Below are 16,845 nucleotides of genomic sequence, written 5' to 3'. Positions count from 1 at the left end.
CGTGTGAGGTGTACGGGGCGTGGGTCGAGGGCGTTGGCGGCGGCTCGTCAGTCAGATCGGGCGCAGTGTCGCGGTGTGGGCGGTCTCCACGGTCACCATGCTGGTGCTCGCCGGGATCCTGCCGGACTTCCAGCTCCAGTCGGCGGACGGCGACAGCGCGACCCGGATCGCGGTCACGGCCGCGTTCGGCGCCGGCGCCTTCGGTCTGCTGTCCGCCCTGGTCTGGCCGCTGCTGGTGCGGCTGCTGCTGCTCGTGCCCGCGCTCGTCCTCGGCCTCCTCGTGTTCGTGCTCAACGGGTCCCTGCTGCTGATCGCCCTGCGCATCAACCCGGACGGAGGGCTGCGCGGCCAGGTCGCCCCCGAGACCGCCGTCGTGGTGGCCGCGGTGATGTCCGCCGTCGCCTCGGCCACCGGCGGTGCCCTCGCCGTGCGCGACGACGACGCCTACCGCCGCCGCCTCTACCGCCTCGCCGACCGCCGCCGAAGAACCCTGCCGCCCGGCCCGTCCAGCCCCGGCACCGTCTTCCTCCAGCTCGACGGCGTCGGCCACGACGTCCTGCTCGGCGCGGTCGCCAGGGGCCTGATGCCGACGGTCGCGGGACTCCTCGGCGGCGACCGCCCCAGCCACCGCCTCACCCCCTGGCGCACCGACTGGTCCAGCCAGACCGGCGCCAGCCAGCTCGGCATCCTGCACGGCTCGAACCACGACATCCCCGCGTTCCGCTGGTACGAGAAGGACACCGGCGAGGTGATGGTCTGCAACCGCCCGACCAGCGCCGCCGAACTCCAGCGCCGCGCCATCGAGTACACCGGCGACGGCGGCCTGCTCACCGTGGACGGCGCCAGCCGCGGCAACCTGTTCAGCGGCGGCGCCGACGAACAGGCCCTCGTGCTGTCCATCGCCACCCGCCGCCGCAACCGGGAGAACCGTTCCCGCGCCGGGTACTTCGCCTACTTCTCCGACCCCGCCAACGCCGTCCGCACCGCGATGTCCTTCGTCGCCGAGGTCGGCCGCGAGCTGGGCCAGTCGACCCGCGCCCGGCTCACCAAGCAGCGCCCCCGGATCAAGCGCGGCGGCCTCTACCCCCTCGTCCGCGCCTTCGCGACCGTCGTCGAGCGGGACGTCGTCGTCGCGGCCGTCATGGGCGACATGCTCGCCGGCCGCACCGCCGTCTACGCCGACCTCGTGGCCTACGACGAGGTCGCCCACCACTCCGGACCGCGCAGCCGCGACGCCGCCAAGGTCCTCCAGCGCCTCGACCGCGCCCTCGCGCTGATCGAGAACGTCGCCGAGCACGCCCCGCGCCCGTACCGCATCGTCGTCCTCTCCGACCACGGCCAGAGCCCCGGCGAGACCTTCCAGGGCCGCTACGGCCTCACCCTCGGCGACCTCGTGCGCGCGGGCTGCGGACTGCCCGTGCCGCGCCGGGCCCGCCGTACCCACAGTGGCGCCGAGGCCCGTGCCGCCGTCCGCGCGGCCCTGCGCAGGCCGGTCGGGAAGGCCGAGGGCCTCCACCCCCAGCCCGGCCGCCGCTCCGAGCCGGTCGTGCTGGCCTCCGGCAACCTCGGCCTGGTCTCCTTCCCGGACGTCCCGCACCGCATGAGCAAGGAGGAGATCGACGCCCGCCACCCGGCGCTGCTGACGACCCTCGCCAACCACCCGGGCGTCGGCTTCGTCCTCGTCCGCAGCGAGGAGCACGGCGGGGTCGTCCTCGGCGCGCACGGAGTGGTGCTCCCGGTGGCCGAACTCGACGACGGACAGGGCCCGTTGGCCGACTTCGGCGCCGGAGTCGCGGACGCCGTCCGGCGCACCCACTCCTTCCCGCACACCGCCGACATCATGGTCAACTCGTGGTACGACCCCGCCGAGGGCGAAGTCCTCGCCTTCGAGGAGCAGATCGGCTCCCACGGCGGCCTCGGCGGCTCCCAGGCCAAGCCGTTCCTGCTCTCGCCGCACACCTTCTCGGCACCGGTCGAGGACGGCGAGGACCTCGTCGGCGCCGAGCACGTCCACCGCGTCCTGCGGCGCTGGCTGCGCGAGTGCAACGGACCCCAGGTCCCGCTGACGGCCGAGCCGGAGGAGCGCGCCGCCTGAAAACCGGCTGCGCCGGGCGGGCCGTACGCACACACTGGGGGCATCGAAGCGCGCTCGCGCCCTTGCCGAACCCCCTTGAGGAGAGCCTCCTTTGCAGGCTGCCGTCACCGTCACCCCGGCCCGGATACCGGAGCTGCTGCTCGGCCTCGCGACCGTCCGCCCGGTGTTCGTCTGGGGTGCCCCCGGCATCGGGAAGTCGTCCCTGGTCAGGGAGTTCGCCCAGTCGCTGGGCCTGGAGTGCGTCAGCCTCCTCGGTACGCAGCTCGCCCCCGAGGACCTCATCGGCGTCCCCCAGATCCGGGACGGGCGCTCGGTGTTCTGCCCGCCGGAGTCGATCGCGCGGGACGAGCCGTACTGCCTGTTCCTCGACGAACTCAACGCGGCCACACCGGATGTGCAGAAGGCGTTCTACTCGCTGATCCTGGACCGCCGCATCGGCACCTACGAACTCCCCGAGGGCTCCATCGTGATCGGTGCCGGGAACCGCGCGACCGACAACGCGCTGGCCCGGCCGATCTCGTCCGCGCTGATCAACCGGCTCACCCACGTCCACCTGGAGGCCTCCCCGAAGGACTGGCTCGCCTGGGCCGCCGCCAACGGCATCCACCCGTGGGTCCTGGACCACCTCACCAACCGGCCCGACCACCTGTGGTCCAAGCCGCCGAAGACCGAGGAGGCCTTCTCCACGCCCCGGTCCTGGCACATGCTCTCCGACGCGCTCGGCTCCTTCGGGCCCGGCCTCGACGAGGACACCCTCAAGGTCCTCGCGCACGGCACGCTGACCCCGGCCCACGCGGTCGCGTTCTGCGGCTACGTCAAGATCGTGCGCAGCCGGTTCGGCATCGACGCCGTCCTGAAGGGCGACGCCCGCTGGCCCCACCGGATGGAGGACCGCGACCTGCTGTACTACCTCGCCGAGTCCTTCCGCGGCCGGCTCGTCAAGGAACTCCCCGCCGACAAGGACCACTTGTCGGCGGGCGGCCGCCGGACCGCGTACCGCGCCAAGTCCCTGCTCGTCCAGCTCGCGGAGATCTCCGTCGAGGTCGCCCAGAGCGTCATCGCCCCCGACACCGACGGCAACCCGCTGCTGCCCGCCTGGTTCCTCGTCGAGGCGGCCCGGGACATGCCCCGGCTCGTCGAGGCCCGCCAGTGAGCCGCCCCCAGGGCAAGGGGAGACCGAAGAAGAAGGACCTCGCCGCCGAGGCCTTCGAGGAGGGGCTCCGCCTGGTGCGGGCCAACCGCGCGCTCGCCGCCGTCGGCTTCACCGTCTGCCGCCGGGACGACTGCCACCGCACCCCCGACTCCGGCCTGGTACGCGTCGATTCGAACGGCGTGCTGCACGTGCGCCCCACCCGCCGCGCCGAACCCGCCGCCTGGGCCTGGGCCATCGCGCACTGCGTCATCCACCTGGGCTTCGGCCACGTCCCGGCCGCGTCCGCGTCGCGGGAGCAGCCCGACGGCCCCGCCCTCGCCGCCCGCTGCGCCGTCGTCAACCGCTTCCTGCTCGGCTTCCCCGTCGGCGTCACCCCCGAGGACCTGCCCGCCTCCTACCCGGGCGGCGACGAGGAGCAGCTCACCGCGCGCTGGCGCCGCGACGGCATCCCGCCCCGCTACGAGCGCTGCGGCACGGCGGGCGGCGAGCCGGACCAGCTGCTCGTGACCTGGGACACCTGGCAGGGCGGCAAGGCCCCCGACTGGCAGCTCGACTTCGCGCACGCCCTCACCCGCACCGTCGCCACCGCGCTGGACGTGGCGGGCGGCCGACGCGCCTCCATGCGCGGCGGACCCACCCGACTCCAGCCCTGGGAACGGGCGTTGAGCTGGTTCGTCTCCTCCTACCCGCTCCTCGGCGGCATCGCGGCCGGCATCACCCTCGTCGCCGACGCCGAACTCGCGAGCGCCCACGGCATCTCCGTCGCCGCCGTCGACACCGGCGCGGCCGAGATCTACATCAACCCGCTGCGCCGGTTCGACGACGAGGAATGGCGGTTCGTCCTCGCGCACGAGATGCTGCACGCCGCCCTCCGCCACGGCGACCGCCGCGGCACCCGCGACCCGCTCCTCTTCAACATCGCCGCCGACTACGTCATCAACGGCTGGCTGCGCGAGATGGACATCGGCACGATGCCCGAAGGCCTGCTGTACGACCCGGAGTTGAAGGACCTCTCCGCCGAGGAGGTCTACGACCGGATCGCCGGCGACCTGCGCCGCACGCGCCGCCTCGCCACACTGCGCGGCAAGGGCGCCGGCGACATCCTCGGCGGGCCAATCGGCGGCCCGCGCGACTACGTGGACCTCGACGAGTTCTACCGGCGCGGTCTCGCGCGCGGCCTCGACCTGCACCAGCAGCACGAACGAGGCTTCCTGCCCGGCGGGTTGGTCGAGGAGATCCGCGCGCTGAGCCATCCGCCGCTGCCGTGGGACGCCCGACTCGCCCGCTGGTTCGACGAGTTCGTGCCGCGCCCCGAACCGGTACGGTCGTACGCCCGCCCCTCGCGCCGCCAGTCCGCCACGCCCGACATCCCGCGCGCGGGCCACTGGTTCCCGCCGGAGGAGATCGCCCGCTGCACCTTCGGCGTGGTCCTCGACACCTCCGGCTCGATGGACCGCACCCTCCTCGGCAAGGCGCTGGGCGCGATCGCCTCGTACGCCGAGGCCCGTGACGTACCGGCCGCCCGGGTCGTGTTCTGCGACGCGGCCCCGCACGACGCGGGCTATGTGGCGGTCACCGACATCGCGGGCCGGGTCCGCGTGCACGGGCGCGGCGGCACGGTGCTGCAGCCCGGCATCGACCTGCTCCAGCGCGCCGACGACTTCCCGCCCGCCGCACCCGTCCTCGTCATCACGGACGGCTGGTGCGACGTGCTGCGGGTGCGGCGCGAACACGCCTATCTGATACCGCACAACGCCCGTCTGCCGTTCACCGCCCGCGGGCCGGTCTTCCGCGTGCGCTGAACCGGAATGTGATCGGATGGCCCCGAAGGACATCCGCGTCGAAAGGAATCACCGTGGCAACCACGCGCACCGCACACACCGTCTGGGAAGGCGAACTCATCAAGGGCAGCGGCGAGGTCACCTTCGACTCGTCCGGCATCGGCGTGCAGCCGGTCACGTGGGCGTCGCGCGCCGAGCAGGCCAACGGAAAGACCAGCCCCGAGGAACTGATCGCCGCCGCGCACTCCAGCTGCTTCTCCATGGCGCTCTCCCACGGCCTCACCGGCGCGGGCACCCCGCCCACCCGCCTGGAGACCAAGGCCGACGTCACCTTCCAGCCCGGCGAGGGCATCACCGGCATCCACCTCACCGTCCGCGGCGAGGTCCCCGGCCTGGACGCGGAGGGCTTCAAGGCCGCCGCCGAGGACGCCAAGAAGAACTGCCCGGTCAGCCAGGCCCTCGCGGGGACGACGATCACCCTGACGGTGGAGTCCGTCTGACCCCCGCCGCCGCTCCCGCTCGATGCCGCGCCCGGAAATACGGGCGCGGCATTGACATTCCCGCACTCAAGTTTTGTGCTGGAGATCGGGCAGCGGCTGGCGGAAGGGGACGGCGATGGGACGTGCGGTCGGAATCGATCTGGGGACCACGAACTCGGTGGTCGCCGTGCTGGAGGGCGGGGAGGCGACGGTCGTCGCCAACGCCGAGGGGGCGCGGACCACACCCTCGGTCGTGGCCTTCGCGAAGAACGGCGAGGTCCTCGTCGGCGAGGTCGCCAAGCGGCAGGCCGTGACGAACATCGAGCGCACCGCGCGCTCGGTGAAACGCCACATGGGAGACACCGCGTGGCGGTTCCCGGACACGGGCGCCATCGACGGAACCCGGTACCGCGCCCAGGAGTTGTCGGCGCGCGTGCTGCAGAAACTCAAGCGGGACGCGGAGTCCTACCTCGGCGAGGACGTCACCGACGCCGTGATCACCGTCCCCGCCTACTTCGACGACTCCCAGCGCCAGGCCACCAAGGAGGCCGGCGAGATCGCCGGCCTCAAGGTGCTACGGATCATCAACGAACCGACCGCCGCCGCGCTCGCCTACGGCCTGGACCGGGGCGAGGAGCAGACCGTGCTGGTCTTCGACCTCGGCGGCGGCACCTTCGACGTGTCGCTGCTGGAGATCGGCGACGGCGTCATCGAGGTCAAGGCCACCAACGGCGACACGCATCTCGGCGGCGACGACTGGGACCAGCGGGTCGTCGACCACCTCGTGAAGAAGTTCAGGGGGCAGTACGGCGTCGACCTCGGCAAGGACAAGATGGCGCTCCAACGCCTGCGCGAGGGCGCGGAGAAGGCGAAGATCGAGCTGTCCTCGTCCTCCGAGACGACGATCAACCTGCCCTACATCACCGCCTCCGCCGACGGCCCGCTGCACCTCGACGAGAAGCTCACCCGCGCCGGGTTCCAGGAACTCACCGCCGATCTGCTGGACCGCTGCAAGACGCCCTTCCACCAGGCGGTCAAGGACGCCGGCATCAAGCTCTCCGCCGTCGACCACGTCATCCTCGTCGGCGGCTCGACCCGGATGCCCGCCGTCACCGACCTCGTCAAGGAACTCACCGGCAAGGACCCGCACAAGGGCGTCAACCCGGACGAGGTCGTGGCGGTCGGCGCGGCGCTCCAGGCCGGGGTGATCCGCGGCGACGTGAAGGACGTCCTGCTGCTCGACGTGACCCCGCTGTCCCTGGGCATCGAGACCAAGGGCGGCATCATGACGACGCTCATCGAGCGCAACACGACCATTCCGACCCGGCGTTCGGAGATCTTCACCACCGCCACCGACAACCAGCCCTCGGTCGGCATCCAGGTCTATCAGGGCGAGCGTGAGATCGCCGCGTACAACAAGAAGCTGGGCGTCTTCGACCTCACCGGCCTGCCGCCCGCCCCGCGCGGGGTCCCGCAGATCGAGGTCGCCTTCGACATCGACGCGAACGGGATCATGCACGTCTCGGCGAAGGACCTCGCCACCGCCCGCGAGCAGAAGATGACCGTCACCGGCGGCTCGGCGCTCGCCAAGGACGACATCGACCGGATGATGCGCGAGGCCGAGCAGTACGCCGACGAGGACCGCAGGCGCCGCGAGGCGGCCGAGACCCGCAACCAGGCCGAGCAACTCGTGTACCAGACCGAGAAGTTCATCCAGGAGAACGAGGAACGCGTTCCGGCCGACATCAGGACCGAGGTCGAGGCGGCGGCCACGGAGGTGAAGTCCCTGCTGGAACACACCGCCGACACCGCCGAGTTGCGCGCCTCCGTCGAGAAGCTCGCCACCGTCAGCCAGCGCATGGGCCAGGCGATGTACGCGCAGGCGGCGCAGCAGTCGCCCACGGAGCAGGCGGGGCACACCGACGAACCCGGCTCCGGGCAGCCGCAGGAGGAGGAAGGCGTGGTCGACGCGGAGATCGTCGACGACGAACGCGACACGAAGGGACCCGCGGCCTAACTCCCGGTCCGCTCCCACCCCCGCCGCTCCGGCCGCGGCCCCAACTCCCTGGGGTCGCGGCTGCGGTAGACCACGTACGGGCGGAACAGGTACTGCACCGGTGCGCTGAACATGTGGACCAGGCGGGTGTACGGCACCAGGGCGATGAGGGTCATGCCGATCACGGCGTGCACCTGGTACAGCACCGGCACGCCCGTCATCAGCTCGGTCCGCGGCCGGAGGGTGAACAGGCTGCGGGCCCAGGGGGCAATGGAATCACGGTAGTCGTAGCCGTTGCCGGAGGCGTGGGTCAGCTTGGCGACCATGCCCATCACGATCGCCGCGAGCAGGACGACGTACATCAGCTTGTCGTTGGCGGTGGTCGCCCGGAACACGGGTGCGTTCGTCCGGCGGCGGTAGAGGAGGAGCAGGATGCCGGTGACCGTGAGGACGCCGGCCGCGGTGCCGCCGTAGAGGGAGAACAAGTGGTACGTGTGCTCGCTGACGCCGAGTGCCCCGGTCCAGGAGGCGGGGACGAAGAGGCCCACCAGATGGCCCGCGAGGACGAAGAGGATGCCGTAGTGGAAGGCGGGGGAGGCGATGTTGAGGAGTCTCGACTCGTAGACCTGGGAGGAGCGCGTGGTCCAGCCGAACCTGTCGTAGCGGTGGCGCCAGAAGAGGCCGGCCACCAGGAGGACCAGGGCGAGGTAGGGCAGGGCGCCCCACAGGAAGGTGCTCATCGGCGTACCTCGGCGGGGGCGGGGGGCAGGGTGGCGCAGACGGCGTCCAGGACGGTCGCGTACGGGGTACCGAAGTCGGCCAGTCGGGAGCGGAGTTGGTCCAGGGCGGCACGGTACTCGGAGAGCAGGTCGAGGTTGCCGGTGCGGGCCGTGAACTCCAGGACCGCGGGGAGGAAGTCGGGCAGCTCCTCGCCGGTGAACTCCAGACCGTGGGTCCGGTACAGGTCCTTGAAGCGGACCAGGGACATGCCGCGCCGCCGGGTGTCGCCGTCGTGCCACCAGCTCAGGTACAGGCTGTGCCGGTTCTTGAAGTCGAAGACCTGGACGTAGTGTGCGGCCAGGTCCTGGGGCGGTGTGAGGGCCGCGTGGTCGACGAACTCCCGCAGTTGCGGGGCGGCTTCGCGCAGCAGCGGGAGCCGGGCGCGGAAGTCGTCGTCGGGGTAGGTCAGGCAGAGCGCGGCCGCCTGGTACAGCACAGCGTCCGAGGGCATCAGGCATCCTTCGTGTCGTGGTCCGGGTGGTCCGCGGTCTGCCGCTCGCGCAGCGCGTGGAAGTTCTCCACGGACACGATCGGCAGCAGCCTGCGCCCCGAGTCCCGGCCGAACGGCCCGTCGCCGCCCGTGCCGGGGCCGTCGTGGTGGCCGACGCCGCACTCGTCGGGCAGCGCGGACTCCTCCAGCCGGCGCGCGTCCCCGACCGCCGCGGTCGGAATCACGTACCGGTCCTCGTACTTGGCGATCGCCAGCAGCCGGTACATCGCCTCGATCTCCTCGGGCGTCATCCCGATCGCGGCGGCGGTCGCCGGGTCGGGCTCCTCGCCGAGGTTGATCGCCCGCATGTGGGAGCGCATCGCGGCGAGCTTCTCCAACGAGGCCCGCACCGGGGCGACATCACCGGCGGTGAAGAGTTCCGCGAGGTATTCGAGGGGGATGCGGAGCGTGTCGATCGCGCCGAACAGGTTGCCCGCGTCCTCGCCGTCGTGCCCGGTCTCCGTCAGCGCGTCGACCACCGGCGACAGCGGCGGGATGTACCAGACCATCGGCATCGTGCGGTACTCGGGATGCAGCGGCAGCGCCACCCGGTACTCGCTGATCAGCGTCCGCACGGGGGAGCGGCGGGCCGCCTCCATCCAGTCGTACGGGATGCCCGCCTCCTCGCAGGCCCGCTGGACCTCGGGGTCGTGCGGGTCGAGGAACACCCCCAACTGGGCCTCGTACAGCGCCTTCTCGTCCCGCACCTCGGCCGCCGCGGTCACCCTGTCGGCGTCGTACAGCATCACCCCGAGATACCGCAACCGCCCCACGCAGGTCTCCGAACACACGGTGGGCAGGCCCACTTCGAGGCGCGGATAGCAGAGCGTGCACTTCTCGGCCTTGCCGGTGCGGTGGTTGAAGTACACCTTCTTGTACGGGCATCCCGTCACGCACATCCGCCAGCCCCGGCAGCGGTCCTGGTCGACCAGGACGATGCCGTCCTCGGACCGCTTGTACATCGCGCCGGACGGACAGGACGCCACGCAGGCCGGGTTGAGGCAGTGCTCGCAGATGCGCGGCAGATAGAACATGAAGGCCTGCTCGAACTCGAACCTCACCTTGTCCGAGGCCTGTTGGCGCGTCCGCTCGACCATCGGGTCGAAGTCGCCGTAGGCCGGGGCGCCCGCGAGGTTGTCGTCCCAGTTCGCCGACCACTCGATCTTCATCGGCTTGCCGTCGAGCTGCGAGACCGGCCGCGCGACCGGGTAGTCCTCGCCGAGCGGGGCGTCGGTGAGGTTCTTGTAGTCGTAGGTCCAGGGCTCGTAGTAGTCCTTGATCTCCGGGAGTTCGGGGTTGGAGAAGATCCCCGCGAGCTTCCTGAACCGGCCGCCCGCCTTCAGCTTGAGCGCGCCGCGCCGGTTCAGCTCCCAGCCGCCGCGCCAGCGTTCCTGGTTCTCGTAGCGGCGCGGATAGCCCTGCCCCGGGCGGGTCTCCACGTTGTTGAACCAGACGTACTCCATGCCCCGCCGGTTGGTCCATGCCTGCTTGCAGGTCACCGAACACGTGTGGCAGCCGATGCACTTGTCGAGGTTCATCACCATGGCGATCTGGGCCATCGGACGCATCAGTACTGGACCTCCTGGCTGCGGCGGCGGATGACCGTCACCTCGTCACGCTGGTTGCCCGTCGGGCCCAGGTAGTTGAAGGCCCAGCTCAACTGGGCGTAGCCGCCGATGAGATGGGACGGCTTGAGGATGAGCCGGGTGAGCGAGTTGTGGATGCCGCCGCGCTTGCCGGTGGTCTCCGTGACGGGCACATTGACCGTGCGTTCCTGCGCGTGGTGCATGTAGACCGTGCCGGGCGGCATCCGGTGCGAGACGACCGCGCGGGCCACGACCACGCCGTTGCGGTTGACCGCCTCGATCCAGTCGTTGTCGACGACGCCGATCGCCTCCGCGTCCTGCGGGGACATCCAGATGTTCTGGCCGCCCCGGGACAGCGCCAGCATGAACAGGTTGTCCTGGTACTCGGAGTGGATGGACCACTTGTTGTGCGGGGTGAGGTAACGGACCGTCACCTCCCGCTGCCCGTCGGGCCCGAGGACCGGTTCGCCGAACAGCCGGTGCATGTCGAGCGGCGGCCGGTACACGGGGAGCGCCTCGCCCAGTTCGTGGATCCAGTCGTGGTCCAGGAAGAAGTGCTGGCGCCCGGTGAGCGTGTGCCAGGGCTTGAGCTGCTCGGTGTTCTGCGTGAACGCCGTGTAGCGCCGCCCGCCGGACTCGCTGCCCGACCACTCCGGCGAGGTGATCACCGGAACGGGCGCCGCCTGGGTGTCGGCGTACGTGACCCGCTTGCCCTCGTGCTCGGCGGCCAGGTGGGCCATCGGCTGCCCGGTGCGCTGCTCCAGGGTGCGGAAACCTTGGGTGGAGAGACGGCCGTTGGTGGTGCCGGACAGCGCGAGGATGGTGTTGGCGGCCTTCACCGCCGTGTCGAGGGAGGGGCGGCCCTCGTGGCCGACGCCGTTCAACTCCCGCAGCCGCCGCACCTCCTCGTCCGGCTTGAGGGCGATTCCCTTGGCGGGCATGCCGAGTTGCTCCACCAGCGGACCGAGCGCGGCGAACTTCGCGCCGATCGCGGTGTAGTCGCGCTCCACGACCGTGAGCATGGGCATCGTCCTCCCCGGGACCGGCTCGCACTCGCCGCGCCGCCAGTCCAGGACGACCCCGCCCGGCTGGGCGATCTCGCCCGGGGTGTCGTGCTGGAGCGGGGTGGCCACCAGGTCCCTGCGCACGCCGAGATGGTCCACGGCCAGCTCGCTCAGCCGCTCGGCCAGCGCCTTGAACGTGTCGAAGTCGGTCCGCGCCTGCCACGGCGGATCCACGGCCGGCGTGAACGAGTGGACGTAGGGGTGCATGTCCGTGCTGGACAGGTCGTGCTTCTCGTACCAGGTCGCGGCGGGCAGCACCACGTCCGACAGCAGCGTCGACGAGGTCTGCCGGAAGTCCAGCGACAGCAGCAGGTCGACCTTCCCCTCCGGCGCCTCCGCACGCCAGGTCACGTCCCGCGGCCGGACCTCCTCCGGCGCCTCCTCGGCCCGCAACGCCGAGTGGGTGCCCAGGAGATGCTTGGTGAAGTACTCGGCGCCCTTCGCCGACGAGCCCAGCAGATTGGCCCGCCACAGCGTCAGCACCCGCGGCCAGTTCTCCGGCGCGTCCGGGTCCTCGCAGGCGAACTTCAGTTCACCGGACCGGAGTTGGGCGACCGCGCCCGCGACCGGGTCGCCGAACGCCTCGCCGAGTTCGAGGGGGTTGCGGTCGAAGGTCGGATACGACGGCATCCACCCCGTGCGCGCCGACAGGGCCAGGCAGTCCGCGCCCGTCATCCCCGTGAACCGGCCCTCGCCCAGCGGTGAGGCGAGGACGTCGGCGGCGAACCGGTCGTAGCGCCACTGGTCGGTGTTGAGGAACCAGTAGGCGGTGCCGATCATCTGCCGGGGCGGACGGGACCAGTCGGAGGCGGCGGCCAGGGTGGCCCAGCCGGTGGAGGGGCGGCACTTCTCCTGGCCGACGTAGTGCGCCCAGCCGCCGCCGTTGCGGCCCTGGCAGCCGGTCAGTTGGAGCAGGGCGAGGAAGGCGCGGTAGATCGTCTCCGAGTGGAACCAGTGGTTGGTGCCGGCGCCCATCAGGATCATGCAGCGGCCCTTGGACCGCTCCGCCGTACGCGCGAACTCCCGTGCGATCTTGACGCACTTGGCGGCCGGCACGGAGGTGTGCGCCTCCTGCCAGGCGGGGGTGCCCGGGGTGCGCGCGTCGTCGTAGGAGGCGGGCCAGCTGCCCGGCAGGCCGTGGCGGAAGACGCCGTACTGTGCCAGCAGCAGATCGTGGACCGTCGTCACGAGGGGGCCGTCGGGGCCGCCGAGCCGGGTCGCGGGCACGCCCCGGCTCAGGACCTCGCCGCGTCCCTGCCCGTGGGCCCCGCCCTCGGTGTCGAAGCGCGGGAGGAGCACCTCCACGCCGGCCGAGGTCTCGCTGCCGTAGAGGCTCAACCGCGGCTTGACGGCGCCGAGTTCGAGGTTCCACCGGCCCTTGCCCGACTCGGTCCAGCGGAAGCCGAGGGAGCCGTTCGGGACGACCGCCCGGCCGGTGTCCGTGTCGAGCACGACCGTCTTCCAGTCGGATCCCTCGTCCGACTGGCCGAGGTCGGCGGCGCGCAGGAACTTGCCCGGGACGTACGCCCCGTCCCGTTCCGTGAGGGTCACCAGGAACGGCAGGTCGGTGAACTGCCGTACGTAGTCCGCGAAGAAGGGGGTCTCGCGGTCGACGAAGAACTCCTTCAGGATGACGTGGCCCATCGCGAGGGCCAGCGCGCCGTCCGTGCCGGGATGCGGATGCAGCCACTCGTCGGCGAACTTGGCGTTGTCCGCGTAGTCGGGGGCGACCACCACGACCTTCTGGCCGCGATAGCGGGCCTCGGCCATCCAGTGCGCGTCCGGGGTGCGGGTCACCGGGACGTTGGAGCCCCACATCATCAGATACGCGGCGTCCCACCAGTCGCCCGACTCCGGCACGTCCGTCTGGTCGCCGAAGACCTGCGGGGAGGCGACGGGGAGATCCGCGTACCAGTCGTAGAACGACAGCATCGGGGCGCCGATGAGGGAGTGGAAGCGCGCGCCCGCCGCGTGCGACACCATCGACATCGCCGGGATGGGGGAGAAACCGGCGATGCGGTCGGGGCCGTACGTCTTGATCGTGTGGACGTGCGCGGCGGCGACCATCTCGACCGCCTCGTCCCAACTCGCCCGCACCAGACCGCCCTTGCCGCGGGCCCGCTGGTAGCGGCGGCGGCGCTCGGGGTCGTTCTGGATGTCCGCCCAGGCGTCGACGGGATCCTGCACACGGCTCTTCGCCTCCCGGTACATCTCCAGCAGCACGCCCCGGACGTACGGGTAGCGCACCCGTGTGGGGGAGTACGTGTACCAGGAGAACGCGGCGCCGCGCGGGCAGCCGCGGGGCTCGTACTCGGGGCGGTCGGGGCCCACCGACGGGTAGTCCGTCTGCTGGGTCTCCCAGGTGATGATCCCGTCCTTGACGTACACCTTCCACCGGCACGAACCCGTGCAGTTCACGCCGTGCGTCGAGTTCACGACCTTGTCGTGGCTCCACCGGTCCCGGTAGAAGGCGTCCGCCTCCCGGCCGCCCGCCAGCCCGATGCTGTGCAGGTCGGCCGCCGCGGTGCCCGGGCGGAAGAACCGACCGGCCCGCAGCAGCGCCGCTCCCGGCTCCATGGGCGGTGTCCGCGTGTCCGTCACCTGCGCTCCCTTGCTCGCCCGTGGTGTCGAACCTAGGGCGGGGCGGGGGAGCGCACCTGTTCACAGCACCCGTACGGGTCAGGGCGTACGGGTCATGCCTTGCGCGCGACCGCGCCGTAGACCGGGACGATGCCCTCGGCCTGGGCCGTCACGTCCTCCGGTGCCGGGCGCCAGCCGTAGACCGCGATGACCCCCGGGCCGAGCAGCTCCAGGCCGTCGAAGAAGCGGGAGAACTCGGCCAGCGTGCGCGGGTGGAAGGGGGTGCCGCTGCGCCGGAAGTGCTCGGCGGCCCGCGCGATGGCGGTGGGGCTGAGATCCGGGGTGACCTGCGACATCACCAGGTAGCTGCCCGGAGCGAGCACGTCGACGTACCGCTTGATCAGGCCGTACACGTCGTCGCCGTCGGCCTCCGCGTCGAGGTAGTGCGTCAGCGCGACCAGCGACAGCGCGACCGGCTGCGTGAAGTCGAGGGTCTCGCCGGCCAGCCGCAGGATCGTGTCGGGGTCACGGACGTCGGCGTGCACGTACTCCGTGCCGCCCTCGGCCGAGCCGCGCAGCAGCGCCTCCGCGTGCCGCAGCACGATCGGGTCGTTGTCCGCGTACACGACCCGCGCGTCCGGGGCGACGTCCTGCGCCACCTGGTGGAGGTTCGGCTCGGTGGGGATGCCGGTGCCGATGTCGAGGAACTGGCGGATCCCGGCCTCGGCCGCGGTCCGGGTCGCCCGGTGCATGAACCGGCGGTTGGCCCGCGCCCCGCGCACCGCCGTGGCGTCCGTGGCCAGGATCCGGCGGGCCAGCTCCTCGTCCACCGGGTAGTTGTCCTTGCCGCCGAGCCACCAGTCGTACACCCGCGCCGGGTGCGGCTTGCTGGTGTCGATCCGCAGGGGCGCGGCGTCGGATCCGGTCATGCGGTGTCGTCTCCTCGGGAGGTCGCGGAAGGTGCCCTGGCGGTGCTCAGAAGGTCTCGCGGTAGTCCCGCAGGATCTTCTTGGTGCGCTGTGCGGACGCGGCGTGCGCCGTCATGTGGTCGAGGACCTCCAGATGCGCGGAGACCTCGGTCCGGGAGTCCAGGTAGAGCGCGCCGGTCAGGTACTCCGTGAACACCATGTCGGGCAGCTCCGGTTCGGCGAAACGGAACAGGGAGAAGGGCGCGTACGTCCCCGGGTGCGGGCCGTTGTCGAACTCGGAGACCTGGAGCGTGACCCGGTCGCGCTCCGCGAACTCCAGGAGTTTGCCGAGCTGATCGCGCATGACCTCACCGCGGATGCTCACCGGCCGCCGCAGCACGGTCTCGTCCATGATGACCCACAGGTGCGGCGGACTCTCCCGCTCCAGCAGCCCCTGCCGGGCCATCCGCAGGGACACGTGCCGCTCGATCGTCTCGGGCCCGGTCTGCCCGATCGTCCCGGCCTCCATGACGGCGCGCGCGTACTCCTCGGTCTGCAACAGGCCCGGCACGAAGTGCGGTTCGTAGCTGCGGATCAGCCCGGCGGCACCCTCCAGGCTCACGTACAGGCTGAACCACTCGGGCAGCACGTCGTGGAACCGCTGCCACCAACCTGGCTGGTTCGCCTCCTCGGTGAGCGCGACGAACGCGTCCGCCTCCTCCTCGGCGACCCCGTAGGTGCTCAACAGCACCTGGACGTACGGCACTTTGAGCGCGACCTCGGCCATCTCCATCCGCCGTACGGTCGCCGGAGCCACCCGCAGGACCTGCGCGGCCTCCTCGCGCTTGATGCCGGCCGCCTCACGCAGCTCCTGCAGCCTTCTGCCCAGCACCACTTGGCCCACGGTGGGCGCAGGCCGTCGTTCACTCACAGCCACGCCTCCCCAAACGCGCCGAAGCCTGGGGGCAGTGTGCCATGTTCCGGCCACTCTCTCAGCGGTTCGGAGGTGATCATCCGTCAGTCCCCCCACGCGTGCAGGTACTTGGCGGTCGCCGGATCGGCCGGCAGGAACGTCTCGATCGCCAGCTCCGAGACCGTCACGTCCATCGGGGTGTTGAACGTGGAGATCGAGGAGACGAACGACAGCACCCGGCCGTCGTGCTCGATCCGCAGCGGCAGCGCGAAGTGCGGTACGGAGTCGTCCGGCCGGTCTCCGGCACCGGCCGCCTCGGGCACCGGATACGCGGCGACCTCCTCGTACAGCGCCCGCAGCGGCTCGGACCGGTGCAGGGCGATCTGCCGCTCCATCTGCGTGAGGAGATGCCCGCGCCATTCACCCAGATTGCGGATGCGTGGCGCCATGCCCCGCGGGTGCAGCGTCAACCGCATCGCGTTGAGCGGGGGTTCCAGGAGCGACTCCGGTACGCCGTCCAGGAGCAGGGTGATGCCCCGGTTCGCCGCGACCACGGTGTACGTGGCGTCGACCACCAGCGCCGGAAACGGCTCGTAGCCCTGGATCAGCCGCTCCAGACCCTCGCGCAGCGCGCCCAGCGCCGGGTCGTCCAGCGGAGTCTCCGGATAGCGCGGGGCGTAACCGGCCGCCAGCAGCAGGGAGTTGCGCTCCCGCACCGGCACGTCCAGCTGCTCGGCGAGACGCAGCACCATCTCCTCGCTCGGCCGGGACCGCCCCGTCTCGACGAAGCTGATGTGCCGCGCCGAGGAGTCGGCCCGCGACGCCAGCTCCAGCTGACTGACCCGCCGCCGCTCCCGCCAGGCACGCAGCAACGGGCCGACACCCTGGCCTGTCGGGGCGGCGGCCGGGCTGTCGGTGCCGGTCGGGACAATGGTCATACGCATGACGGTAGTCGAAGGAGCGCGCACGTGAACGAGGCGAGGAACCCGTACGAGCAGGCCAGGAGGGACGCCGGCGGCG

General features: G+C 71.5%; 12 protein-coding genes. 5 read left to right on the top strand and 7 right to left on the bottom strand.

Translation table 11 applies throughout. From position 1 onward, the window contains the following. Nucleotides 1-19: 19 nt before the first annotated feature. The 5 genes from ACIPTO_RS02260 (at nucleotide 20) to dnaK (ending at nucleotide 7,525) form a co-directional block, all read left to right on the top strand. Complete coding sequence (locus ACIPTO_RS02260; RefSeq protein ID WP_401188732.1) at nucleotides 20-2,095, top strand: phage holin family protein; 2,076 nt, start codon at nucleotides 20-22, stop codon at nucleotides 2,093-2,095. A 91-nt stretch (nucleotides 2,096-2,186) separates the two neighbouring features. Then, nucleotides 2,187-3,248: an ATP-binding protein gene (locus ACIPTO_RS02255; RefSeq protein ID WP_401188730.1), complete on the top strand. Its 1,062-nt coding sequence runs from the start codon at nucleotides 2,187-2,189 to the stop codon at nucleotides 3,246-3,248. Next, nucleotides 3,245-5,050, top strand: coding sequence for a hypothetical protein (locus ACIPTO_RS02250; RefSeq protein ID WP_401188727.1), 1,806 nt, complete (start codon nucleotides 3,245-3,247; stop codon nucleotides 5,048-5,050). Before ACIPTO_RS02255 ends, ACIPTO_RS02250 begins: the two co-directional genes overlap by 4 nt. A gap of 53 nt (nucleotides 5,051-5,103) precedes the next feature. Continuing rightward, on the top strand, nucleotides 5,104-5,529 hold the full coding sequence (locus tag ACIPTO_RS02245) for an OsmC family protein (RefSeq protein WP_366311546.1): 426 nt from the start codon (nucleotides 5,104-5,106) through the stop codon (nucleotides 5,527-5,529). 115 nt (nucleotides 5,530-5,644) lie between these two features. Continuing rightward, on the top strand, nucleotides 5,645-7,525 hold the full coding sequence (gene dnaK, locus ACIPTO_RS02240; protein WP_366311544.1) for a molecular chaperone DnaK: 1,881 nt from the start codon (nucleotides 5,645-5,647) through the stop codon (nucleotides 7,523-7,525). Here dnaK and narI read toward each other — a convergent pair. From narI to ACIPTO_RS02205, 7 genes are all read right to left on the bottom strand, one after another. Further along, nucleotides 7,522-8,244 (bottom strand): respiratory nitrate reductase subunit gamma, encoded by a 723-nt coding sequence (gene narI / locus ACIPTO_RS02235; protein WP_401188723.1) that lies wholly within the window; start codon nucleotides 8,242-8,244, stop codon nucleotides 7,522-7,524. The two genes, dnaK and narI, sit on opposite strands and share 4 nt — an antisense overlap. Continuing rightward, nucleotides 8,241-8,735 (bottom strand): nitrate reductase molybdenum cofactor assembly chaperone, encoded by a 495-nt coding sequence (narJ, locus tag ACIPTO_RS02230; protein ID WP_401188721.1) that lies wholly within the window; start codon nucleotides 8,733-8,735, stop codon nucleotides 8,241-8,243. Before narJ ends, narI begins: the two co-directional genes overlap by 4 nt. Further along, complete coding sequence (narH, locus tag ACIPTO_RS02225; protein WP_401188719.1) at nucleotides 8,735-10,342, bottom strand: nitrate reductase subunit beta; 1,608 nt, start codon at nucleotides 10,340-10,342, stop codon at nucleotides 8,735-8,737. Before narH ends, narJ begins: the two co-directional genes overlap by 1 nt. Further along, a complete protein-coding gene (locus ACIPTO_RS02220) occupies nucleotides 10,342-14,025 on the bottom strand; it encodes a nitrate reductase subunit alpha (RefSeq protein WP_401188716.1) in 3,684 nt (1,227 codons plus the stop codon). Before ACIPTO_RS02220 ends, narH begins: the two co-directional genes overlap by 1 nt. Before the next feature lie 92 nt (nucleotides 14,026-14,117). Continuing rightward, nucleotides 14,118-14,933 (bottom strand): SAM-dependent methyltransferase, encoded by an 816-nt coding sequence (locus tag ACIPTO_RS02215; protein ID WP_366311534.1) that lies wholly within the window; start codon nucleotides 14,931-14,933, stop codon nucleotides 14,118-14,120. A 46-nt stretch (nucleotides 14,934-14,979) separates the two neighbouring features. After that, complete coding sequence (locus ACIPTO_RS02210; protein ID WP_366311532.1) at nucleotides 14,980-15,843, bottom strand: helix-turn-helix transcriptional regulator; 864 nt, start codon at nucleotides 15,841-15,843, stop codon at nucleotides 14,980-14,982. Nucleotides 15,844-15,929: 86 nt separating this feature from the next. Next, nucleotides 15,930-16,763 (bottom strand): helix-turn-helix domain-containing protein, encoded by an 834-nt coding sequence (locus ACIPTO_RS02205; RefSeq protein WP_401188713.1) that lies wholly within the window; start codon nucleotides 16,761-16,763, stop codon nucleotides 15,930-15,932. Nucleotides 16,764-16,845: the final 82 nt, after the last annotated feature.

The sequence above is a fragment of the Streptomyces sp. NPDC090083 genome (assembly GCF_044747445.1).
Classification (GTDB): Bacteria; Actinomycetota; Actinomycetes; order Streptomycetales; family Streptomycetaceae; genus Streptomyces.
This window is presented reverse-complemented; position numbering and strand designations above follow the sequence as displayed.